The sequence below is a fragment of the Neisseria sp. P0024.S006 genome, assembly GCF_051956595.1.
Classification (GTDB): Bacteria; Pseudomonadota; Gammaproteobacteria; order Burkholderiales; family Neisseriaceae; genus Neisseria.
This window is the reverse complement of sequence record NZ_JBQCXH010000003.1, coordinates 245,072-268,684: the sequence shown is the minus strand read 5'-3', so window position 1 is coordinate 268,684 and position 23,613 is coordinate 245,072. Positions and strand designations below refer to the sequence as shown.

Below are 23,613 nucleotides of genomic sequence, written 5' to 3'. Positions count from 1 at the left end.
TTCTTGTGTATTTCATGGAATCCTGTGTAGTTTTTGACCTATAATATTTACTTCAAAGTAATAGGGCAGGCCGTCTGAAACGGAATGCCGATAAGAGGAATACATTATGCGTCCGCTCAATGCGCAAATCCGTTTGGATAATTTACGTCAAAATTATCGTTTTCTCAAAGAGTTGCATGGCAATAAATTGTTGGCCGTGATTAAGGCCGATGCTTACGGGCATGGTGCGGTCAGATGTGCACACGCGTTGGCGGATATTGCCGACGGCTTTGCGGTGGCAACGGTAGATGAAGGCGTGGAATTGCGTCAAAACGGCATTAAAAATCCGATTGTTTTGTTGGAAGGCGTGTTTGAGGCTGCGGAATATGCGGATGTTGACCGTTATGATTTGTGGCCGGCAATCGGTAGCCAATGGCAGTTGGAGGCGTTTGTGCATCATGAGTGGCAACGTCCGACGACCGTATGGCTGAAAATGGACTCGGGTATGCACCGTGCCGGTTTCTTTCCGCATAACTATGCCGCCGCCTATACTGCATTGAAACAATCCGAATCGGTTGAAAACATTGTGAAATTCAGCCATTTTGCCTGCGCGGACGAACCGGAAAACGGCATGACCGAAATGCAGCTTGAAGCGTTTGATTTGGCGTGTGAGGGTTTGGAAGGCGAAGAGAGCTTGGCGAATTCCGCCGCGATTTTGAACGTGCCTGAAGCGCGGCGCGATTGGGGACGTGCCGGTCTGGCCTTGTATGGTATTTCGCCTTTCGGCGGCGTGGATGAGCGTTTGAAACCTGTTATGCGCCTGACTTCCCGTGTTTTCGGCGAGCGCGTGTTGCAGCCGCATTCTCCGATTGGTTACGGCGCAACGTTCTACACCAGCAAATCCACCCGTGTCGGTTTGATTGCCTGCGGTTATGCAGACGGCTATCCGCGTCGCGCTTCCACTAATTCTCCGGTTGCCATCGATGGCAAACGCAGCCGTATTATTGGCAGGGTGTCTATGGATATGATTACGGTTGAACTGGAAGCTTCGAAAGAGGGCTTGAGTGCGGAAGTCGAGCTTTGGGGCGATGTGATTAATATTAATGAAGTTGCCGAAGTTGCCGGTATGATTCCGTACGAAATTCTCTGCAATATCAAACGTGCGAAGTTTACTTATATCGAGTAAGCAGTAAAAGATGAGGCCGTCTGAAATGTGTTTTCAGACGGCCTTTTTATTAGCTGCAATTAAAACGATTCGTCAGCGCGTAGATAACGCCATTTGCCCGGCGGCAGTCTGCCGAGTTTGACTTTACCCATGCGGATGCGTTTCAAACCGACGACACGCAGGCCGACCAGTTCGCACATGCGGCGGATTTGGCGTTTTTTGCCTTGTCGCAAAATAAAGCGCAACTGGTCTTCGTTTTGCCATTCGACTTTGGCGGGGCGCAATTTTTCTCCGTCCAAACTCAAGCCGTGGTTGAGTAGGGCGAGGCCTTTATCGTCCAGTTTGCCACGGACGCGGACAAGGTATTCTTTTTCGCTGCTGCTGTTTTCACCAATCAGTTGTTTGGCAATGCGGCCGTCCTGAGTGAGTACTAACAATCCGACGGAGTCGATATCTAAGCGGCCGGCAGGGGCTAAGCCGAATTTGTGTTTTTCGCTGAAAGGGATACGGCTGTCATCGCCTTCCCAATGGTTTTCGGCGGTAATGAGTTCTGCGGCGGATTTATAGCCTTTTTCTGCCTGCGCGCTGACGTAGCCGACGGGTTTATTCAGAAGGATGGTTACGCGCGCTGCTTGTTTTTCATGGGCTTGTTTGTTGAGGTCGATGCGGTCGCGCTCGGTGACTTTTTGACCGAGTACGGCGGTTTGACCGTTGACTTTGACCCAGCCTTGCTCGATGTAACTGTCTGCCTCGCGGCGCGAGCATAAGCCCAATTGCGCCATGCGTTTGGAGAGGCGCATGGTTTCGGAATCGTTGTTTTGCATGGTATGGCAATATAGAGAAATGGGAATGTCGGATTATAGCATTGACTGTTTGTCAGGCCGTCTGAAAACTGAATTTTTGGGTTTTCAGACGGCCTTTCGTTTGTTATATGTTAAGGAATATTTAGTTTTGAAGTAAAAAATGAAGGGTATATTGTCTGTTTGTGTTAACCTTACGGACGAACTAATCATTTTGTTTTCAGTCGAATTTGGGTTGAAATGACATTTCACTCATGAAATCATGAAGACTATAATGACTGGTCTTTCTGAAGCGCATTAAGGCAGTTTGTCGCTAAAGCAAGCCTTGGTGCATCACGTTTTAAGGATAAATCAATGAAATCGCTCAAATCATTTTTGATCTGGGGCATTGTGGTTTTGGTAGGCTTGGCCTCCTTTACTACTTTAGCTCTCAGCCGTGGCGAGCAAGTCAGTGCGATTTGGATGGTTACGGCCGCCATTTCGGTATACTGCATTGCCTACCGTTTCTACAGTCTTTACATTGCCAACCGTGTGATGCAGCTTGATCCTAACCGTCTGACTCCGGCAGAACGCCACAATGACGGCTTGGACTATGTTCCCACACATAAAGGCGTACTGTTCGGCCACCACTTTGCCGCTATTGCCGGCGCAGGCCCTCTGGTTGGTCCTGTATTGGCAGCACAAATGGGTTATCTGCCCGGTACTTTGTGGATTATCTTCGGCGTGGTATTTGCCGGTGCCGTACAGGATATGATGGTACTGTTTGTTTCTATGCGCCGTGACGGTAAGTCTTTGGGTGATATCGTGAAACAAGAACTCGGTACCGTTCCCGGCGTGATTGCATCCATCGGTATTTTGATGATTATGGTCATCATCATGGCGGTGTTGGCGCTGATCGTTGTGAAAGCATTGGTTCACAGCCCTTGGGGTACGTTCACCATCGCAGCAACTATGCCGATCGCTCTGTTTATGGGTCTTTACACCCGTTATATCCGTCCGGGCAAAATTGGTGAGATTTCCATCGTCGGCTTTATTTTGCTGATGTTGGCCGTGATTTACGGTGAAGATGTTGCCCGCAGTTCCTTTGGTCACTGGTTCGACCTTGACGGCATTCAGCTGACTTGGGCGATTATGATTTACGGTTTCGTGGCTTCCGTACTGCCGGTTTGGCTCTTGCTGACCCCGCGCGACTATCTGTCCACCTTCCTGAAAATCGGTACGATTGCAGCTTTGGCTTTGGGTATCGTTATTGTTAACCCAACCCTGCAAATGCCTGCGGTTACCCACTTTATCGATGGTTCAGGCCCGGTATTCTCCGGTGCATTGTTCCCGTTCTTGTTCATTACCATTGCTTGTGGTGCGGTTTCAGGCTTCCATGCGCTGATTTCTTCCGGTACTACGCCAAAAATGGTGGAAAACGAAACCCACGTCCGCATGATCGGTTACGGCGGCATGATTATGGAAAGCTTTGTGGCCATTATGGCGCTGGCTGCCGCCGCTTCGCTTGAGCCAGGCGTGTACTTCGCGATGAACAGCCCGGCTGCGCTGATTGGTACAGATGCCAACACTGCTGCTGAAGTCATCACCACTAAACTGAACTTCCCTGTTGATGCCGCAACCTTGTTGCACACTGCTAAAGAAGTGGGCGAAAACACCATTCTGTCCCGCGCAGGCGGCGCGCCAACCCTCGCAGTCGGTATGGCGCACATCATGAGCCGTCTGATTCCGGGCGAAGCTATGATGGCGTTCTGGTATCACTTTGCCCTGCTGTTTGAAGCCTTGTTCATCCTGACCGCGGTTGACGCCGGTACACGCGTTGCCCGTTTCATGATTCAAGACTTGGGCAGTATCTTCTACAAACCATTCGGTAACACCGACTCTATCCCTGCCAACCTGGTTGCAACATTCTTTGCTGTGGCATTGTGGGGTTACTTCCTCTATACCGGCGTAACCGACCCTCTGGGCGGCATTAACTCGCTCTGGCCTCTGTTCGGTATCGCCAACCAAATGCTGGCAGGCGTAGCGTTGATTATGTGTACCGTTGTCTTGGTGAAAATGAAACGCGACCGCTATGTTTGGGTAACCTTGGTTCCTGCTGTCGGCGTATTGTTTGTAACCTGCTATGCCGGTTTGCAAAAACTGTTCCACAGCGACCCGCGCGTCAGCTTCTTGGCGCACGCAGGCAAATACCGCGATGCCTTGGCTTCAGGCGAAGTCCTTGCCCCGGCTAAAGACATCGGCGAAATGTCACAAATCATCTTCAACGACCAAATCAATGCCGGCCTGACCGCTTTGTTCCTGGCAGTTGTCGTGATTGTCGCCGTGTACGGTTTGCGTACCGCCATGAAAGCCCGCAAAGTCGGCTGGCCAACTGCTAAAGAAATTCCGGCAGTGTATCGCGACGGTAAACAGCCGGAGGCTCAGCATGAAGCATAAGCTCGCATCTTGGTGGAAAACCATCAAGTTGACAGCAAACTTGATGGCCGGTGTCCCGGATTATGAAAACTACGTTGCCCGCCAGCGCAAACATAATCCCAATGCGCCGGTCATGACCGAGCTGCAATTCCAAGACTACTGCCGCAAACGCCGTTGCGGCGGCAACGGCGGACGCTGTTGTTAATGAAGGCATAAAAAGGCCGTCTGAAAATACTTTCAGACGGCCTTTTATTATGGAATATCAATAAACATCAAAGATTTTGTCTTGCCATCAATATTTAAGCAAACAACTTGCCAATATTTACTCTTCTTCGAGCAGTACCAGCGGACGCTGTATTTTTCTGAGTTCTTCCACCTCGTCCAACAGCCGCATAATCAACCCCAATGCGGGAATACCGGCTTCAAAATCACGGCTTAAGCGTTGTGCGCGACGGATGCGGGCAAGATGAAAACCACTGAAGGTGCTTTTTTCGGGTGCACCATCGATGCTGATGATGTCTTCTGCTATAAGTTCCAACAGCCAATCGCGACGGCAGCGGCTGGCTGCAACGATTTCTTCAAAAGTAAGGGTAACATCGGAGGACTGAATCATAATTTATCCTTTCTCTTATGCTTGTTTCGCGGCAAAGTGTTCGGCCAATTTTTCCCATGCGGCACGGTCGGCTTCGCTCTCTACTGGCGGAACATTAATGCGGATATTGAGATAAAGGTCTCCGGCTTCTTTTGCAGGAATACCTTTGCCTTTGAGGCGGATGCTTTTACCGCTTTGGCTGTTGGCAGGCAGATTGACCTGTAAGCGGCCTGAAGCGGTAGGGACGATGATTTTGCCGCCCAATACGGCTTCCCAAGGTTTGACATCTATTGTTTGATATACGTCTTTCCTGTTTTTGACGTATAAATCAGGTTGGTCGTGGAACTTGATTTTTAAGTACAAGTCACCGTTTTCACCGCCGTTATATCCCGGCAAACCTTGACCGGCCAAACGGATTTGTTGGCCTTCTGCAATGCCTTTGGGGATTTTGACGTTGAGGGTTTTATTTTGATAAACCGCACGTCCGTATTCGTCTAGAGTCGGCACATTCAAAGTCATGCTACGTTCTGCGCCAACATACGCTGCGTAAATATCAATACTCAATTCAGCATGTTGATCCTCGCCTTTTATTGGGCCGCGGGGTTGCTCGGAACGAGTGTGGGATTGGCGGAATGATGAAAACAGATCTTCAAAATTGAAGTCTCCCGCTCCGAACGGTTCACCTTCATGACGTTCATAGCGGAAGCCGCCGCCGTTAAATCCATTGCCAAACGGATTGCCGCCTTGACCGAACGGATTGCCTCCGGCGCTGCGTCCGTAAGGATTAGCCAACATTTCATCGTATTCGGCCCGCTTTTCTTTGTCGGAAAGCGTTTCGTAGGCACGGTTGATTTCTACCGTACGTTCGGCTGCGTCAGGTTCTTTGCTGACATCGGGGTGGTATTTGCGCACCAGTTTTCGGTAGGCTTTTTTGATTTCGGCCTCATCCGCATCTTTGGCAACGCCCAGTATTTCATAATAGTTTTTTTCTGCCATGTTATTCCTTTGACTGCTCATATACAAAATTCTTATAGTTTTAATAATTGAGGGTAGATATTCTAAAATCAAGGGCTTTGGAAATAAAATTCTCTATTTCTGACAATGATTAATGGATAATTTATTTCTTTGTTTCTAGAGAAATAGAAAATATAAAGGCCGTCTGAAATACTGCTATTTCAGACGGCCTTTATCAAATTGGGGTTTTATTTGTCTTGAGCATTTTTTTGTTCGCGGACCACCCATTGGGCAATATCTGAACCCAATACTTTAGAAGTGCGGTTCAAGACGGCGCAAGAGCTTTTATAAGCGCCAAACATGCCGCCGGAAGAGTTGCGGGTAAAGGTTTTTTTGCCGACTTGTTTACCGTCAACATACAAAGTGGCAGAAACAGCCATCCCTTTGGCGTGGCCGATAAAGGCATTGCCTGCACTCATGGCGGAAGTAATGGCGATATCTGCGTATGTACCTTGTTTTTTACCGTCACGGACAACCGTTACATCGCTTTTGGCTGCAGTTTCTTGCAAAGATTTGGACATGATGCTGCCCACTTCTAAACACTCGGAAACAATACGGGTATCGATTTCTTCTTTATCGCGGTAAGGAATGCTTTCATCAATATGGACATCCGCGCTGGCAAATGCAGATGCAAACAAGAATGCGGTTGCAAGGATACGGTTAGGAGACATAGTAGGACACCTGAAATGGAATGTTAAAAAGAGTTGTTATTGTATAACGGCGTTTACACTCAATCAACATAAGTTAAATAGGAAAAGATTTTGTTGAAATAGCTGTTATAGCAAGATAATCAAAAGGCCGTCTGAAATACTGTTATTTCAGACGGCCTTTTGATTGGGACATTAATTTGTTCTGGTCAAATAAGGCAGGGGATCGACTGCTTTGCCGTTTAGACGAACTTCAAAATGCAGCTTGACGCTGTCTGTATCGCTGCTGCCCATGGTGGCGATAACTTGGCCGGCTTGGACTTTTTGATCTTTTTGTACTAAAAGCGTGTCGTTGTGGGCGTAGGCGGTAATGGTGTAGTCGTTGTGGCTGATCAAAATCAGCTTGCCGTAGCCGCGGACTTCTTCGCCAACGTAGATGACGGTACCGGCTGCGGCAGAACGGATTTGTTGGCCTTGTGTGCCTGCAATATCTATGCCTTTGCTGGTTGTGCCGTTGTAGCTTTGGATAATGGAGGATGAGGCGTTATCGGTCGGCCATTGCAAGCTTAACCGGTTGATTGGGGTAACGGCGGTTGCTTGGCGTTGCTGCGTAGCAGTATTGCGGGAGGCAACATGACGGCGGACGCGCAATACTTGGCCAACTTCGATTTGTGAGGCGTTGGGAAGGTTGTTCCATGCAACCAGTGTATTGACGTTTTGTCCGTAGCGTTTGGCGATTTGGGTCAGAGTATCGCCGGGACGGACTTTGTAGTAGCCGTCGGGTACGGCGCGGTTGGAAGAAGTGTTGTTGCCGGCGCAGGCTGCTAAGACGGCAATGGTGCTGATGAATGCCAGACGTTTTAAGGTCGTCTGAAAGGTGGAAATAAAATTTGTATTCATGAGTTGTTTCTAAAGGTATCGTTATGCTGTGTATGATAGATAGGAAGAGTGAAAAAAGGTTCACTCAAAAGGCATGGGATAAAATGCGGAAAGGCAATATAGTACCATTGAGAATTTGTAGATATGGCTGAATATTTCTATATCTTTTTGATGCAAGGGGACTTTTTTGAAAAGGTAAAAGAACGTGAAAGTTCTTTCAGACGGCATTGAATAAGGCAATAAAAATCCCCTGCCGAGATAAACGGGCAGGGGATTTTTGTATTATCGAACTTATTTGTTCAATTCGTTAGCCAGATACAGCCAAGTTTCAATCACGGTATCAGGGTTGAGCGATACGCTTTCGATACCTTCTTGAACCAGCCATTTGGCAAAGTCCGGATGGTCTGACGGGCCTTGACCGCAAATACCGACGTATTTGTTTTGTTTGCGGCAGGCAGAGATTGCCAAGTGCAACATCACTTTAACGGCAGGATTACGTTCGTCAAAGGAGTCGGATACCAAGCCACTGTCACGGTCGAGGCCGAGGGTCAGCTGGGTCATGTCGTTAGAGCCGATGGAGAAGCCGTCGAAGTATTGCAGGAATTGTTCTGCCAATACAGCGTTGCTTGGCAACTCGCACATCATGATCAGGCGCAGGCCGTTTTTGCCGCGTTCCAAACCGTTTTCTTTCAGGGCTTTGACAACAGCTTCGGCTTCACCCAAAGTGCGGACGAATGGAATCATGATTTCGACGTTGGTCAAACCCATTTCGTCACGGACACGTTTCAAGGCTTTGCACTCGAGTGCGAAGCAGTCTTTGAAGCTGTCAGCGACATAACGCGCTGCACCGCGGAAGCCCAACATTGGGTTTTCTTCGTGCGGTTCGTAGATGCTGCCGCCCACCAAGTTGGCGTACTCGTTGGATTTGAAGTCAGACATGCGGACGATGGTTTTGCGTGGGTAAACCGAAGCAGCCAAAGTTGCTACGCCTTCTGCGATTTTATCGACATAGAAGTCAACAGGAGAAGCGTAGCCGGCGATGCGGCGGGTAATTTCCGCTTTCAATTCATCGTCTTGTTTGTCAAATTCCAACAAGGCTTTCGGGTGGATACCGATTTGGCGGTTGATGATGAATTCCATGCGTGCCAAGCCGATGCCTTCGCTAGGCAGGTTGGCGAAGCTGAATGCCAATTCAGGGTTACCAACGTTCATCATCACTTTGACAGGGGCTTTAGGCATGTTGTCCAAAGCAACATCGGTAATTTGTACGTCCAACAGGCCGGAATAGATGAAGCCGGTATCGCCTTCGGCACAAGATACGGTAACTTCTTGGCCGTCTGAAAGCAGATCGGTTGCGTCGCCGCAGCCGACCACGGCCGGAATACCCAATTCACGCGCGATAATCGCTGCGTGGCAGGTACGGCCGCCGCGGTTGGTCACGATGGCGGAAGCACGTTTCATCACCGGTTCCCAATCCGGGTCGGTCATGTCGGTAACGAGTACATCGCCTGCTTCAACGGAATCCATCTCGGAAGCGTCTTTCACCAGGCGTACTTTGCCTTGGCCGACTTTTTGACCGATGGCACGGCCTTCGCACAAGACAACTTTTTCGCCGTTGATGGAGAAGCGGCGCAGATTGCGGCTGCTGTCTTCTTGGGATTTTACAGTCTCAGGACGGGCTTGCAGGATGTAGAGTTTGCCGTCCAAACCGTCGCGGCCCCATTCGATGTCCATTGGGCGACCGTAGTGTTTTTCGATGGTCAGCGCGTAATGGGCCAACTCGGTAACTTCGGCGTCGGTAATGGAGAAGCGTTGACGGTCTTCTTCAGGTACATCGACGTTGGTGACAGATTTACCGGCTTCGGCTTTGTCGGTAAAGATCATTTTGATTTGTTTCGAACCCATGGTTTTACGCAGGATAGCCGGTTTGCCTGCTTTCAAAGTAGGTTTGAATACATAGAATTCGTCAGGGTTGACCGCGCCTTGTACGACGTTTTCGCCCAGGCCGTAAGAAGAGGTAACGAAAACGACTTGGTCGTAACCGGACTCGGTATCGATGGTGAACATCACACCGGACGCGCCGCTGTCGGAGCGCACCATGCGTTGTACGCCTGCGGAAAGGGCAACGATGTCGTGTTCGAAGCCTTTGTGGACACGGTAAGAAATGGCACGGTCGTTGTACAGGGAAGCGAATACATGGCGCATGGCTTCTTTAACGTTTTCCAAGCCGTTGATGTTCAAGAAGGTTTCTTGTTGACCGGCAAAAGAAGCGTCCGGCAGGTCTTCTGCTGTTGCGGAAGAACGTACGGCAACGGAAATGTCCGCACCGCCGGCATCGGCAACCATTTTGTTCCAGGCTGTTTCGATTTCAGCATCCAGCTGCTCAGGGAACGGAGTATCCAAAATCCATTGACGGATTTCTTTACCCACGCGCGCCAACTCGGCAACGTCTTCAACATCCAGTTGTTTCAGGGCTTCGGAAATACGCTCGCTCAGACCATTGTGAGCCAGGAAAGCGCGATAGGCTTCGGCAGTGGTCGCAAAACCACCGGGAACGCGTACGCCTTTTTCAGTCAGTTGGCTGATCATTTCGCCCAAAGAGGCATTTTTACCGCCCACTCGCTCAACGTCAGTCATACGCAGGTTTTCAAACCAAATAACGTAGTTTTCGGCCATTTGTGTGTCCAATCCAATCCAAAAATGTTAAAAAAGAAACAAATCCGCCTGCTTATTGTAGCCATTCGTTTGATGGCTGTCATGTGTTTTATCTTTTTTAAAATCACAAATTCGTTTGTGATACTGTGCTTTTCAAGCGTGTAGTCTTCTGAAATGTGAATATCAGATTCATGTTTTTGTGAGTTATCCTATTGTTAAATATGGAAAACAAAATAAGTTAATAAATTTGATAAATAAGATTTATTTTGCAATTTTAGAATAAAATTCTACAAAAAATTGAAAAATAAAATATTATGCTAATTTAAAAATTGTTCAAATTTGTTGTAATCCTGTGTAATCTGTCGGGAGGCGCTTTATTGCAAAGGCTGTAACTGCTATGATTGCCGTCTGAAACGTTACCCTCAAGAGGATTCATTATGACTGATCCACGCCAAGTCTTCTATATTTCCGACCGAACCGGCCTGACCGCCGAAAATATCGGTGAAGCCTTGCTGAACCAATTTGGCAATGTTGAGTTCAAACGCCATACCTATCCGTTTATCGATACGCCTGAAAAAGCGCGTGCTGTTGTAGATAAAGTCAACCAGTCCGCCGAAAAATTCGGCGTGCGCCCGATTGCTTTTGTCAGTGTGGTCAATGACGAAATCCGTGAAATCATCAAGAAAGCCAATGCGTTCCATATTAATTTCTTTGAAACTTTTCTCGGTCTTTTGGAAAAGGAACTCAATACGGAGGCGGTTGCCGCCCAGCAGGGGCACCACAGTATCGGCAATACCCAACGCTATGATGCGCGTATGGAGGCGGTCAATTTCTCACTGAATCATGATGACGGTGTCAGTGATAAGAATTTGAAAGAAGCCGATGTGATTTTGATGGGGGTTTCTCGTTCCGGCAAAACGCCGACCTGTCTCTATCTGGCCTTACAATACGGTATCCGTGCCGCCAACTATCCGCTGATTCCCGATGATTTGGAATCGACCGATTTGCCGCGTATGGTCAAGCCTTATAAAGACAAGCTGTTCGGTTTGACCATTCAGCCTGAACGCTTGCAGGCAATCCGTCAGGAACGTCGCCCTAATTCGACTTATGCCAAAATCGATACTTGCCGCAGCGAGATTGCCGATGCGCAAAATATGTTTAAACGCCACGGTATTCCGTTTACCAATACTACGGACAAATCTGTGGAAGAACTTGCCGTCCATATCTTGCAGGCTTGCAAGCTGAAACGCCGTTTTTAACTGAAATGACAAAAGGCCGTCTGAAAGTTTCAGACGGCCTTTTGTTTGGTCTTTGATATTAGGTTTTGGGCAGGGTAACACCGGTTTGCCCCATGTATTTGCCGTTGCGGTCTTTGTATGAAGTTTCGCAGACTTCATCGCTTTCAAAGAACAAGACTTGGGCCACGCCTTCGCCTGCATAGATTTTGGCAGGCAGGGGGGTGGTGTTGGAAAACTCAAGCGTAACGTAGCCTTCCCACTCCGGCTCGAACGGGGTAACGTTAACGATGATGCCGCAGCGTGCGTAGGTGGATTTGCCCAAGCAGACGGTCAGGACGTTGCGCGGGATGCGGAAATATTCGACTGTGCGCGCCAGGGCAAAGGAGTTGGGTGGAATGATGCAGCAGTCGTCTTCGACGGTTACGAAGTTTTTCGGGTCGAAATTTTTCGGGTCGACGATGGTGCTGTTGATATTGGTGAAGATTTTGAATTCATTGGCACAACGGATGTCGTAGCCGTAGCTGGATGTGCCGTAGGAAATGATGCGCTGGCCGTTGGCCTCTTTGATTTGGTTGGGCTCGAACGGCTCAATCATGCCGTGTTCTTCGGCCATGCGGCGTATCCATTTGTCGGATTTAATGCTCATGGTGGTTGTCCTGGGGTAAGGGTTGTTTGGAAATTCTTTGAAATCAACACAACAGCCTTTAGACAGGCTTGTCAATTGATGTTTCAGACGGCCTAAAAGCCGGGTAAGGCCGTCTGAAAGGCTGTTTATTTGGTTTTGGAAGCAGATTTCTTAGCCAGTTTGACTTCTTTAATCATACCGTCTTCGCATTTCATGATGAAGACGGGTGTACCGTTTTGGGAGGCGGTAAAGTTTCCGTGCGCCCTGCCTTTTTTAAACACGCCCTCCAGCGTCATATTGCGTAATTTGGCGCTGTTGGAGGAGAAAGGTTCGATAAAGGTTTCGCTGTTGCCGGAAACGGTATATACGCCTTTGCCGTCAAATTTGCCGTTTTTAAAGGCGCCGACGTAGCTGCGGCCGTCTTGGCATTTCCATGTGCCTTTGCCGGATGGTTTACCATCTTTGCCGACATCGCCATCGTAAATGCAACCTTTTTCCTGATAAGGATTGATGGTTTCGGCAATGGCAGGCGTACCCAGCATGAAGGCGACGGGAAGTAGGGCGAGGTATTTCATCATTCATTCCTTTTTGCAGGCGGTTTCAGACGGCCTGATATTGGGATTCAAAAGTCAGCAGGGTTTCAGCAATGCGGCGTGGCAATATGGCTAAAGCGTGTTCGCGCATGGATGCAGGGATACCGTAGTAGGCTTCGGCAATACTGCCGGTAATGGCCGCCAAGGTATCGCTGTCTCCGCCCAGGGAAACCGCCAGTCGGATGGCGTGTTCAAAATCATCGCTTTCAAGAAAGGCGGTAACTGCTTGAGGCACGGTGTCCTGACAGCTTTCGTTGAAATGATAATGCGGGCGGATTTGGTCGCAACTTTGGCTCAAGTCGTAGCCGAATTGTCGTGTAATGTTTTCTTTGATTTGCGCTTTGCCCATACCGGTACGCGCCCAAAAGACGGCGGCGGCTACGGCTTGCGCGCCTTTAATGCCTTCCGGGTGGTTGTGCGTTACGGCGGCGGATTGTTCGGCAAAATGCAGGGTTTCTTCCAATGTGGCAAATGCCCAACCAACGGCAGAAACACGCATGGCAGAGCCGTTGCCCCAGCTATTATAAGGTGCAGGATCTTTCCATTCTATCCATTGTGAGAAGCGGCCGCCATATGCGCCTTTGGGGCAGGGATATGCCCTACACCAGCCTTGTAAAATAGAGGCCAAATTATTGTTGCAGCCTTGTAAAACCCAATCGGCAATGGCAACAGTGCAAATCGTGTCATCGGTAAAGTCGCTGTCGGGGCTGAAAATATCGAAATCGGTATGATGGTAGTTGTCAAACTCAAATCGTGATCCGGCAATATCGCCGATGACTGCGCCCAACATCATGACATCCTTTCTGATACTTCTATTTATATTTCAGACGGCCTTTGATATTCCCAATCGAAAGGCCGTCTGAAAAATTACTCTTGCCAACCACCCAAATAAGAAACCAGTTCTTCCAACATGGTGCTGATAGCTTCGGTCATCAGGATTTGCGAGGCAAAGGCGAGGCTGGCGGCATCGTCGCCGTTGCTTTCCGCTTCTTCTTGCAAAACGTCCAGATACTGGATGCGTTTGAGCGTAAAGTCTTGGGTGAGGATAAATGCGATTTGTTCGCGCCATACCAAGCCCAGTTGGGTAACGGTTTTGCCGTTTTTGACGTGTTGTACCACTTCGTCGGCGGTCAGGTCTTGTTTGGAAACTTTGACGACCGGAACAACATCGCCTACGCCTTTGAGTTCGCAATCGCTGTCCAATTCAAAACCGCCCTCGCAGTGGCCTTGCAGCAGCCAGCTAGTCATCAGGGAAGAGGGCGATTGTTTGGTGTTGGGCAGCGAGGCTTCCAAACAGCCCAAGGCTTCGCGCAGTTTGGTCAAGATGTTTTCCGCTTTGGCAGATGTGGCATTGTTGACCAAAAGATACCCGTGGCGCGTGTCGAAAATCGCCTGTGTGCGGCTGCTGCGCGTAAAGGCACGAGGCAACAGGTCGTCAGTAATCTGTTCTTTCAGCTCTTGTTTTTCCTTGCGGCCGACATTGCGTGCTTCATTGTTTTGGATTTCCAAAACCTTTTCATCCAAAATATCGCGGATTACGCCGGCGGGCAGGACTTTTTCTTCTTTTTTCAGGGCAACGCGCCAAGTGTAATCGGCAGGGAAAACCAGCTCGGGCGAAAAGGAAACCGGTGTGGCAAAGCCTTCGCTAAACCAGTCCAAACCCTGACAATGGGCAAATTCGGATTGCGCCAATTTGTCGACAAGGACTTCCAATTCGGGCAATTTGTCTTTGTTGAGCGGATAAAAACTGATTTGCTTAAACCACATGGCGAGTTTTCCTTTTTATTAAAACCGGCATTATACAGGGAAAATAACATACGGAAATCGGCAGCATCTTTAAAAATGCAGTAAAGGCGTTGACAGAAGAAAAGGCTTTCTGTATAGTTCGCGCTTCGGTTACGCGCCCATCGTCTAGAGGCCTAGGACACTGCCCTTTCACGGCGGCAACCGGGGTTCGAATCCCCGTGGGCGTGCCATATTTTGAATAAACCCTTACTAAAAAATAGTAAGGGTTTATTTTTTGTCACTATGGTACTGCTTGTACATCTTTAAACTCTACTGTAAACGTGGGCTAGGAGCAAAATACTCGGCCTATTCGACAATTCTGGGTGTTCTACATTAACTAAAAATAATGTATCGATGACTGGTGGATGGGTACCATCATTCAGAAAAGGCAAAAGAGTGTCTCATTGATGTAATTGATGGTCATTAAACTTAGAAGATAAATAGGGGAAGAAATTGTGAAAACGAAAATCATGTTGAAAGTACTGAAAAAAGAATAGATTAATTTCCCTTCTATGAAATCCATTGAGGAGGTGTATATTTAATAAGCCTATCTGTAAGTTTTTGGGTTGTAGGCGTCTGATATGCTATTTTTTATATTAGGTTTGTAAGATTGGTCTAGGTGCTGCACTTAAAATCCAAATGTTTTTTATATGCTGATATAATTTCGATCTAAGTCAACTGCCAATTTTTATTATGAAAAATCTTACAAACCCGTTTAAGAGTTGGTTATCACATTTCTTTTTTAATCGTGATCCACTTAATCCTATTCCGAATGGTGGGCCACTGTATACTTATGCAGTTAATGAAAATGAATACCGTGAACTGTGTGCGCTGTTTTATCGTAAGCCTTTTTTGATATCGGGTTCTGTTTGTCAGGAGGAATGGTGTGCCTGTTACTGTCTGGCAGTTAGTGAAACTTATCGGCGTGAGTATTCGGGTGGTGAATGGAGTTGGGCATTTTTCGATAATGTAATAGGTACGCAATTTGATAATGAACAGCAACGTTACAAATATTTGAAAAAAGGGTTGGCATATTGGCGGCGAGAATGGAAATATGACGCTGCTAAAAATACGCGTTATCTTGGTACATTAGTTGCTGAAGGTGGATTACCACTGAAAATGCTTGCAGCTGATGATAATGCTATTCGCAATATTATTGATTATGGCTTGAAAAAATATCAGGAGAGTATGGAAACTTTCCGCCCTTTAGAAGAATATATTGCTGAAAGAGTGTATAGACTGGCACAAGTATTTCGTGATACTGCGGCTGTTATTCTATTTGCCGATACAGTCAGAGCGCTAGTCAAGCTCGCTGAGCGGTTTGACTTGAAGAATAAACGTAATTTGGTCGAATACCTAGATCAGGCAGATAGTGGTTGGCGCAGTGAGTTTCCTTTTGCTTTGGATGGTAAACAGGTGGATGCAGTTATCAACCGCTGGTTGGGTAATGCAGCAGACGAACGTCAAAAATTGGAAAAGCAAGAGTTCTCCTGTCGGCATTATGTAAAGGAGGGAGGTTGGTGCTTGCATGCTAAAATCGGGTTACCTGAAAAATTTAGTTTCCCTATTCAGAATTATCAGGGTAAAACGGTTTTACAATGGCAAATTTTTGAAGGAGAAGAGCCAGTTGCCCAAATGGGAGCAACAGTATTTGCTTCTCTTAGTGATACAGGCGGAGAGCTAACATTCAAACTTCCTTTTGGGAAACAGCTTGATTTTGTCCGAGAGAAACCTAGTCTACCTTTGTCTGTGCGAGTGTTTGCTGGCGGGCGACTGCTCTATACCAAGTTGTTTGGAGATACTGGATTTGATGAAGATGCACCGCTGGTGTTTCACTCTGCTCAAGATCAACGTTGGCAACTGTTCTCTACTAATGAATACACGCGCAGTAAAGATAGGGATATTTTGATTCATCTACCAGACGGTTTTAGGTTGTCTGAAAATGAAAATGTCTCCTATTTGGGCGGGCAGTGGTTTAAGTGTTCGGACGGACTGACTGCTCGTCATGCGGATGGGCGAGAAATAGTTGTTGTGCAAGCTAATCAGACAGAACAGAGTATTTTGCATGGGAGACTGTTTTATCACTGCCAAAATACTGATGGTTTACCTGTGTATCGTGGTTTTCCTACTCTGCTAACGCCCCCTGACTTATCTCCGACGCACATCAAAATCAACGGCGAGGTCCAATCAAATATCTGCCCGAGCTATTATGGTACATTTCAGGTGGCTTTCTATAAGGGTGCAATTTGTTTGTTGCGGCGTAAAATTACTGTCCTGCCTGAAGATTTTTCCTATACTTGGCAAGCAGCAAGCAACAAAGATCCCGCCATTTTAAATGTTAATACTTCCGAAAAGGTTTTCATAGATGTCTTTGCCAAGCATCTAGATATCACACAAATCCATTCCCGATTTAGATTTATCTGCCAAACTGAGGATAGTAATTATCCATCTCATATTATTCTTGCAGTTGGAAGTAACCCTGTTCAAGCTGCACGATTAAGACTACCTCTACCGTTTAATGGTGCGTATCTATATGATGAAAAAGGTAGAATTGATGATTGCCGTCTGAATATCAATCAGTTGCTAGGCAAGTGGATAATGGTATATTCCTCCGCATCGACCGATATGAGGCTGGTATTTAAATTATCGGATAATGTGCATGGTCGCCCCATTTCTATCAGCGAACGTTTGTCAGCAGATGGTTCGGTGCAGCAGTTTTTCTTAGATCAATGGAAACCGCAACTTTTGCAGCTTTTATCGTGCAGCAGTAGTCAAGATGCCCAGGTAGAAATTACAGTGTGCCATATGGGTTCAGAGAACCCTTTGATACGGCTTATCTTGTCTCGTTATAATGGTCTAGTTATGTGGAATAATCAGTTTTACCGTTTCGGTATTCTGGCAGTGACAGATGCATTACGAAAAAGCTTCGTCATCAAACGGCAGGCAGAAGACGAATTGACTTGCCGAGAAGCGGTAGTAAACATCATGCGCTTGGATGCACCTGAAAAAGGTGCACAAAGGCTGCCTGAAAGCGCAATGAGGATAAATGGGCATTATCAACTGTCGTCCGAACAATATGATGAAGGATTGTGGTTGATTTACCCTGCGCCTGAATCACCAGTTCAATTCCGTCCTGCTATATTTGACAACAGCAGTGAAAAATTTATCGAACCATTTCAACATCATTCCCTGCATATTGCTGCACGCGCTTTCCATCCAAACCACAATCCCGAAGCTATTAGCCGTATCATTACGGAAATGGTGGGTAATCCTGAGCATTCTGGTTGGCTGTATTTTGAGAGCCTGAAGCAGCATTTTTCTCATCTGCCATTGTCAGTATTTGAAACATGGAAAGCCTTGGTACAACAGCCCAAAGCCTTGGCTTTGGCGGTATTACGCTTAAGGTTGGATGGTGTATTTTGCGAGCGGATGCGTAACGAATTGGCTGTGGTATGGGAGTGGTTGGCTCTACAAGATTGGTTTACTGCCATAAGTGCGTACAAACCATACATTCGTACCAAAATTGTAGCTCAAGGCTTGAATCCTGATGATTTCCCCCTGCCTGAAAACTGTATTCCTACAAGCGTGTTGTGCCATGACGAGATTTTACGCAATCATGTATTTAAAGGATTTCTTTCAGAAATAGAAATGATAGTGGTGGAAAAAACGCTTGGGGAAATTTTCGACAAGAAGCACGATTCACGTTATAACCGCCATTACAATGCATTGCGTCAGAATAACAACCAACGCATTCCTGAAACGCTTTCAGATGGTCTGCAAAAATGGTTGGAAAAACAACAGGATGTATTTTTCAATAAAGTACGCTGTCTGTCCAAAGTTCCTTTTGACCGTGCAGTTGTCTGGCTACCAGTATTTACTGCCTGTGTTAAAGCCGGCAATGCGCAGCCTTCAGATATCATGCCATTAGAAATGACTGCTGCACAGTTTGCTGATGCTTTTTATCGTATTTACGCTTTGGATGCAGAATGGTTTGATTACGTCTGCGCTTCCTTGAGCTGCTACCTAGTGAGTGAACCATAATGAATACCGATACCACGCAAACTCTTTCCGGATTGATAGAGCAAAGTCTGAACCGTATCAAGGAAGCTACTATTGGCGTATTGGATATTACAGATAATAAATTGCGTAGTCACCTGCGACAATTGATTAGCAATGAATTGGGTAATGAAAACTGTTTCCTCGCTGCCCCTGTCGTTGAACATACCTTTGGTTGGAAAAGTGCGGACTGCACCTTTGCAGATTTGGTAAGACAAAACCTGTTTTCTACAAAACTTACAGATGTGTTGGCAGATGCAGACAGATATGGTTTTCCCAAAACTGCCCGCCCCTATACCCATCAGTTGCAGGTATGGAAGCACCTTCTGGAGGATGATCCAAAATCTGCCATCATTACCAGTGGTACAGGATCAGGTAAAACTGAATGTTTTATGATTCCGATATTGGAAGATCTGATACGTCGCCAAACGTTAGAAAAAACAGCGCTTATCGGTGTTCAGGCTCTGTTTCTCTACCCACTTAATGCTTTAATCAATTCTCAAAAGGAACGTTTGGATGCATGGACGAAACCTTTTGGTAACAAAATCCGCTTTTGTCTTTACAACGGTAACACAAAAGAAAGTGCTGAACCACGTGACAAAGACCGGCCCAACCAAATCTTGTCGCGGGAATTGCTACGTAAAGAACCTCCGCCTATCCTACTTACTAATGCCACTATGTTGGAATATATGCTGGTGCGCCAAGTAGATGCCCCTATTTTGGAAAAATCTCGCCAAACAGGTTCATTGCGCTGGATAGTATTAGACGAGGCACATAGTTATATCGGATCGCAGGCGGCAGAAATTGCACTGTTATTACGCCGTGTAGTACACGCTTTCGGCAAAAAGCCCGAGGACATACGCTTTGTTGCTACATCTGCCACCATTGCTTCCGACAAAGCAGCAGAGGAACTTCGCTGCTATCTTGCTGATTTGGCTGGGGTACCAAAGGAACAGGTCCTAGTAGTTTCTGGAAGCCGCGACTTTTTGCCGATTAGTGTTGCCGATGGTAGACAGAGCCTCGCAGATATCACATCTATTAAGGACGAAACCGAACGCTTTGCAGCCCTTTGTCAAAGTGTAATAGCCACAACCCTGCGTAATTGTCTGACAGCCAATACCCAACCTTACACGCTGAACCAATTGATACAGGCAACGCAAGCATATTTGCTTTCTGATAGCCTTTATGAACAGCAGCGTGAAGTTTTAGACTGGCTGGATGTTATGACTCAGACAAAGCCGTCTGAAAATGCTGAACCATTTTTAAAACTGCGTTTGCATTTATTTCAATCAATGCTGCACGGGTTATGGGCGTGTGCTGACCGTCATTGCAGCAAAAAAGAAGGTTACCTTAAAGACTGGCTATTTGGACAGGTTTATCTTAACCGCAGAACTAAATGTGATTGTGGTGCTCCTGTGTACGAATTAGTGTTGTGCCAAGATTGCGGTACACCGCACTTGATGGCGCAGGAGCATGACGGTATTTTGCAGCAGTGCGATACCTACATCACCGATGAGTTTGCACTCAATCCTGAGCCTGCAGCTAATGACGAAGAAGACAGTGGTGACGACGCAAACCCAATTTCAGATGGTCTACAATTCATATCCCGCAATAAAGTGCTTGCAGCCCCAGTCGATATGCAGTCTGAAAACTATACGGTACAAAAAATCGATAAAGAAACTGCGCAAATCGGCGTACAGCAAGGTAAAACTTTTGAGTTGGCTTTGGATTACTCCCAGCATGCCTGCTGTTCCGCCTGTGGCAAAGAAAACCGAAGAATGCCGTTTTATCGTGGACAATATTTGGGTGCACCGTTTTATGTAACCCACGCTGTTCCGACCGTATTGGAATTTTGTAGTGATGCTGAAAATGATCCGCAATCGTTACCCGCTCGTGGACGGCGCTTGATTACTTTTACTGACAGCCGTCAAGGCACAGCGAGAATGGCGGTAAAAATGCAGCAGGAAGCAGAGTATTCCAAACTGCGTGGTATGGTGTTTGATGTATTGGTGCAGGAAACTGAAAAACCTGTTAATAACGTCCTAATGCCTGAAATGGCAGCAAAAATCGAACAATTGAAACAAACCGATCCCACTTTGGCGGAAATGTTGTTGGAAGTAGCAAAAAGTAAAGCACAAAAAAGTGACAAAAAAGCCTACCTCACTTGGGATGATATGTACCGTACACTGCGCGACAAAGCTGAAATGACGCAAGATTTACTGCCTTACAATCGAGAAACTAATCCCAGTATGTTTAATGATCCTAGTGGCAACGGAGCAGAAAAGCTGGCAGAGTTACTACTGGCACGCGAATTTATCAGACGCCCAAGAAATGCCAATAGTTTGGAAACTTTAGGTTTGACAATGATTTGTTATCCTGGTCTGGATAAAATCAGCACAGTGCCTGATGGTTGGGTAGAGACACGTGTTTTAAATCAGGCAGACAATCCAAACAAGCTGCTGGATTTGGATGATTGGAAAGCATTTTTAAAAATGATTTTGGATTTTCATATCCGTGAAAATTCCTTTACCAATTTAGATGAGCAGAAAAAACGATGGTTAGGCAAACGCTTTTCGGGAAAATCCCTGCTGCCGCCCGATACCAGAGAAAAGCAAACTTTGCGCAAACGAGCTTGGCCGCAAGTTCGAGATAAAGGCCAACAGCCTCGAGCAGTCAAAATTTTGCAGGCGGTTACAGGTCTTGATATTCAAAACCCTTTGGCTAAACACAAAATTAATTCGTGGCTGCAAACTGCGTGGAAACAATTGACTACTGATAGCAATATCCTGCATCCCGATAATGATGCTTGGAAAATGCCGCTTTCAGCAATAGCGTTTAAGTTACCTGAAAAAGAAATGTGGTTGTGTCCGCAAAGTCACCGCCTGATTGACACTACTTTGCGCGGTGTGTCTCCTTATTTGCCTGGTAACTGGCAGGAAATACCGTCTGAAAAACTGTTTTGCAGCAAAATTGAGATTCCAGATTATTATCGTTTTAAACAGGATGCCACTGCTGAACCTCGTCGTAGCCAAATGCGTCGTTTGCTGAAGCAAGATAAAGATGTAGGCCACTTGCGCCAAGAAGGTTTGTGGAGCAATTTGAACGATAAAATCGTAGAAGGAGGTTTCTACTATCGTGCGGCGGAACATTCAGCACAAATTGCATCTACACAATTAAACAGATACGAACAGATGTTCAAAGAAGGGAAAATTAATGTATTGAGCTGCTCTACTACAATGGAAATGGGTGTGGATATCGGCGGTATGGCAGCAGTGGTAATGAATAATGTACCACCACACCCTGCTAATTACCTGCAACGTGCCGGTCGTGCAGGCCGTCGTAGCGAAGCAGCTGCAATAGCTTATACACTATGCAAAAATGATCCTCATAATCGCCGTGTATTTACCAATCCAAAATGGGCGTTCACTACTGCTATTGCTGCTCCGAAAGTATCGTTAAGCTCTGAAAAAATCGTCAGCCGCCATATGCATTCGCTCTTATTGGCAGCATTTCTTGCCAAGCGCAGCGATACAGGCAAAGACCGTACTAAGCTGAATACTGCTTGGTTTTTCAATCCAACCCAATCTGTTTGGCAGCAGTTTTGCGACTGGATGAACTCACCAGAATGCTCTGCTATTGACCAAGCTTTGGGTAAACTGGCGGCAGGTACTGCTTTGGAAGGAGTACCATTGACACGTATCAAAGCAAGTGCTAAACAGCGGCTGCTGGAATTGGCAGAGAATTGGCAGGCTGATTTTCACAATATCAACCATAAAATTAAGCAAACTAACAACGATTCATACAAGAAAGCCTTAAATCGCGAGAAACAACTACATGAAGATGAGAACCTGCTTGGCTATCTGGCGGTAAACGCATTTCTACCTGGTTATGGTTTCCCTACTGGCATAGTAGAAATGAAAATCCGTAAAATGGAAGACTTACGCCGTGAACGAGAGGAGCGAGAAGATAATCTGTTCATCCGCAAAGAAAACCCAAGTCGTAGTTTGGATATTGCACTGCGTGAATACGCACCTGGTTCGGATGTTGTATTAGATGGGCGCGTATACCGTTCTGCTGGCATCAATCTACGGGTAAAATCGGATGAACGAGGTAAAAACGAAGACCAACGCTTCGATACTGCGTGGCGCTGTAAAAACTGCGGTACATCTGGCGTGACGCGTTACAAATATAGCTGTAATGATATCCAATGTTCTCACTGCGGTGAAAATATTCCTTTTGATGAACAATGTACGGTACTAACCCCAACAGGTTTTTTGACTGACTTTTTTGAAAAAAGTAGCAACGATGTTTCCTTCCAAACATTCGTTCCTATCCAGCCTCCTAGAGTACAATTGGATGATGAAACTGTAGCCTTTCTAAAACATGAGTGTGGTGAAATTAGATATGGTAGTGACGGTAGAGTACTGTTTCGCTCTAGTGGCAAGCATGAAAAAGGTTTTGCGGTTTGCATGAGATGTGGTAGGGCTGATTCCATGACTGACGCAGGTGAACTGCCTAATGTATTTTTGGGTGAGTATCATAAAACCTTGGGTGGTGGTTTGGATCTTAGCAGTAATAGTAAAGATTGTCCTAATAGTAATGTTCAGATCAATATCCATCTGGGCCATCATATCTCAACCGATGTATTGGAAATTGCTCTGAAAAATCCACAAACCAAGGCATGGCTAGGCAGTGGAGATAAAACTACCGCCCGCACGATTGCCGTTGCTGTACGCGATGAAATTGCTGCTTTTTTGGGGATAGAAACTACTGAAATGGGCTATGCCGTGCGAGCAGATAGAGATTTGGAAACAAGTGCCGTTCGCTGTTTGATTCAGATTTACGACAAAGCCGAAGGGGGCGCAGGTTTCGTTTTATCTGCTGTAGATGACATCAACGGTATCATAAGTCGCGCTTTAGACCGTTTGAATTGTCCAGCTGATTGTGGTAGCGTTTGTCAGCATTGCCTGGCGGGTAGTGATAGCAATGTGGAGCGAGAAGAACTGGACCGTCATCATGCTTTACGATGGCTTGAGGAAGCTCAATTGAAGCAACATTTGAACTACCAGTAAGTATTTTGTGTGCCGATAGTTATACTTGTGGGCGTGCCAGAATTCTTAAAAAACGCTCCTGCTTTTCGCAGGGGCGTTTTTTGTTTTCAGACGGCCTG

General features: G+C 46.6%; 16 protein-coding genes and 1 tRNA gene. 7 read left to right on the top strand and 10 right to left on the bottom strand.

All coding sequences use genetic code 11. The features are described 5' to 3' along the window. Positions 1-106 precede the first annotated feature (106 nt). Positions 107-1,165: an alanine racemase gene (alr, locus tag ACTHUF_RS07365; protein WP_440407415.1), complete on the top strand. Its 1,059-nt coding sequence runs from the start codon at positions 107-109 to the stop codon at positions 1,163-1,165. Positions 1,166-1,224: 59 nt separating this feature from the next. Here the strand turns inward: alr and ACTHUF_RS07360 are convergent, their stop codons facing one another. Continuing rightward, positions 1,225-1,968 carry a pseudouridine synthase gene (locus ACTHUF_RS07360; RefSeq protein WP_004520512.1) on the bottom strand — a complete coding sequence of 248 codons (744 nt, stop codon included), beginning with the start codon at positions 1,966-1,968 and terminating at the stop codon, positions 1,225-1,227. A 330-nt stretch (positions 1,969-2,298) separates the two neighbouring features. Between ACTHUF_RS07360 and ACTHUF_RS07355 the strand changes: the two genes are divergently transcribed. Together ACTHUF_RS07355 and ACTHUF_RS07350 are read left to right on the top strand one after the other, a co-directional pair. Continuing rightward, positions 2,299-4,380 carry a carbon starvation CstA family protein gene (locus ACTHUF_RS07355; protein ID WP_440407414.1) on the top strand — a complete coding sequence of 694 codons (2,082 nt, stop codon included), beginning with the start codon at positions 2,299-2,301 and terminating at the stop codon, positions 4,378-4,380. Further along, positions 4,370-4,564 (top strand): YbdD/YjiX family protein, encoded by a 195-nt coding sequence (locus ACTHUF_RS07350; RefSeq protein WP_003747442.1) that lies wholly within the window; start codon positions 4,370-4,372, stop codon positions 4,562-4,564. Before ACTHUF_RS07355 ends, ACTHUF_RS07350 begins: the two co-directional genes overlap by 11 nt. 117 nt (positions 4,565-4,681) lie before the next feature. Here ACTHUF_RS07350 and ACTHUF_RS07345 read toward each other — a convergent pair whose 3' ends face one another. The 5 genes from ACTHUF_RS07345 to ppsA all read right to left on the bottom strand — a co-directional run bounded on the left by ACTHUF_RS07345 (position 4,682) and on the right by ppsA (position 10,167). After that, positions 4,682-4,972 carry a chaperone modulator CbpM gene (locus tag ACTHUF_RS07345; RefSeq protein WP_003747441.1) on the bottom strand — a complete coding sequence of 97 codons (291 nt, stop codon included), beginning with the start codon at positions 4,970-4,972 and terminating at the stop codon, positions 4,682-4,684. Positions 4,973-4,987: 15 nt separating this feature from the next. Beyond that, a complete protein-coding gene (locus ACTHUF_RS07340; RefSeq protein ID WP_039862375.1) occupies positions 4,988-5,947 on the bottom strand; it encodes a DnaJ C-terminal domain-containing protein in 960 nt (319 codons plus the stop codon). A 206-nt stretch (positions 5,948-6,153) separates the two neighbouring features. Then, positions 6,154-6,636, bottom strand: a complete 483-nt coding sequence (locus ACTHUF_RS07335) for a hypothetical protein (protein ID WP_003747439.1) — start codon at positions 6,634-6,636, stop codon at positions 6,154-6,156. A gap of 171 nt (positions 6,637-6,807) precedes the next feature. Beyond that, positions 6,808-7,512 (bottom strand): peptidoglycan DD-metalloendopeptidase family protein, encoded by a 705-nt coding sequence (locus tag ACTHUF_RS07330; RefSeq protein ID WP_315094579.1) that lies wholly within the window; start codon positions 7,510-7,512, stop codon positions 6,808-6,810. Positions 7,513-7,782: 270 nt separating this feature from the next. Then, a complete protein-coding gene (gene ppsA / locus ACTHUF_RS07325; protein WP_440407413.1) occupies positions 7,783-10,167 on the bottom strand; it encodes a phosphoenolpyruvate synthase in 2,385 nt (794 codons plus the stop codon). 416 nt (positions 10,168-10,583) lie between these two features. On the opposite strand from ppsA, the gene ppsR reads away from it, so the two are divergent. After that, positions 10,584-11,405: a posphoenolpyruvate synthetase regulatory kinase/phosphorylase PpsR gene (gene ppsR / locus ACTHUF_RS07320; protein ID WP_049323052.1), complete on the top strand. Its 822-nt coding sequence runs from the start codon at positions 10,584-10,586 to the stop codon at positions 11,403-11,405. A gap of 58 nt (positions 11,406-11,463) precedes the next feature. On the opposite strand, the gene dcd is transcribed toward ppsR, so the two are convergent. The 4 genes from dcd to ACTHUF_RS07300 all read right to left on the bottom strand — a co-directional run bounded on the left by dcd (position 11,464) and on the right by ACTHUF_RS07300 (position 14,369). Continuing rightward, entirely contained in the window at positions 11,464-12,030 is a 567-nt protein-coding gene (dcd, locus tag ACTHUF_RS07315) for a dCTP deaminase (RefSeq protein ID WP_003680541.1), read from the bottom strand. Positions 12,031-12,155: 125 nt separating this feature from the next. After that, a complete protein-coding gene (locus tag ACTHUF_RS07310) occupies positions 12,156-12,587 on the bottom strand; it encodes a hypothetical protein (RefSeq protein ID WP_314594217.1) in 432 nt (143 codons plus the stop codon). Between the two features lie 22 nt (positions 12,588-12,609). Then, on the bottom strand, positions 12,610-13,392 hold the full coding sequence (locus tag ACTHUF_RS07305) for an ADP-ribosylglycohydrolase family protein (RefSeq protein ID WP_440407445.1): 783 nt from the start codon (positions 13,390-13,392) through the stop codon (positions 12,610-12,612). Between the two features lie 77 nt (positions 13,393-13,469). Continuing rightward, entirely contained in the window at positions 13,470-14,369 is a 900-nt protein-coding gene (locus tag ACTHUF_RS07300) for a recombination-associated protein RdgC (protein WP_440407412.1), read from the bottom strand. A 133-nt stretch (positions 14,370-14,502) separates the two neighbouring features. On the opposite strand from ACTHUF_RS07300, the gene ACTHUF_RS07295 reads away from it, so the two are divergent. The 3 genes from ACTHUF_RS07295 to ACTHUF_RS07285 all read left to right on the top strand — a co-directional run bounded on the left by ACTHUF_RS07295 (position 14,503) and on the right by ACTHUF_RS07285 (position 23,515). Continuing rightward, positions 14,503-14,578 (top strand) — tRNA-Glu (locus ACTHUF_RS07295). A 502-nt stretch (positions 14,579-15,080) separates the two neighbouring features. Further along, positions 15,081-18,428 (top strand): STY4851/ECs_5259 family protein, encoded by a 3,348-nt coding sequence (locus ACTHUF_RS07290; RefSeq protein ID WP_315094589.1) that lies wholly within the window; start codon positions 15,081-15,083, stop codon positions 18,426-18,428. Continuing rightward, a complete protein-coding gene (locus ACTHUF_RS07285; protein ID WP_440407411.1) occupies positions 18,428-23,515 on the top strand; it encodes a DEAD/DEAH box helicase in 5,088 nt (1,695 codons plus the stop codon). The genes ACTHUF_RS07290 and ACTHUF_RS07285 overlap by 1 nt, the downstream gene beginning before the upstream one ends. Positions 23,516-23,613 lie beyond the last annotated feature (98 nt).